The sequence below is a fragment of the Flavobacterium pygoscelis genome, from assembly GCF_023162025.1.
Lineage (GTDB): Bacteria > Bacteroidota > Bacteroidia > Flavobacteriales > Flavobacteriaceae > Flavobacterium > Flavobacterium pygoscelis.
In genome coordinates, this window is sequence record NZ_JALNUB010000021.1 from 2,502 (window position 1) to 3,214 (window position 713).

Sequence of the window (713 nt, forward strand, 5' to 3'; positions counted from 1 at the left end):
GCGGTCAGCAGCGTTGGAGCAAATAAAACTGGAGTGAAATAGAAAATATTTAGAATTTTAAAATATAAATTTCATCGATTTTTTTGAGTTTTTAAGATTAAAAATTGAAGTTGATTATGTTTGTAGAAAGCAGAAACTTGAAAGTTGGAATCTGATTAAGTTTGTAGTATGTGGAAACTGGAATGTTAGAATTTATCGAGATAACAAAAGAGAAAAATGAAGATATTAGCTGAATATTGAAATGATAAATAGAAGCTTAAAAAGCGAAATTTTCTCGATTTTTTTTTGAATTTTAAAGTGATAGAAGATGCTTAATAAAATATTTGGCAGAAATTATAAAGGCAATAATTATAATTTGGAATAGACATTTACAATAAATATACTGCCGAACCGCTAACAGCCGTTTGCCGTGATTGCGGGTTTAGTGGAATTAACATTTTTATTCATATCTTCGTTTCGGTAGAATATACTCTGCTAGAAAATCCGCAACCACGTCAAGCGCCAAGACGTTAGTGGCAAGCTCAAAGAAAATAAGACGTAATAAACTGAATTACAAAAAGTTAAAATATTTAAAACTTATAAAATGTGAGTTTGAGTTGCAAAGCTTTGGAATTAAAAAGAATTAAAAAATTGATGTTTAACTAAAAAAACTTGAAAAGGGGAATCTGAAAAGTAGAAACTTGAAAGTTGGAATGTGCCAAAAGAAACTTGAA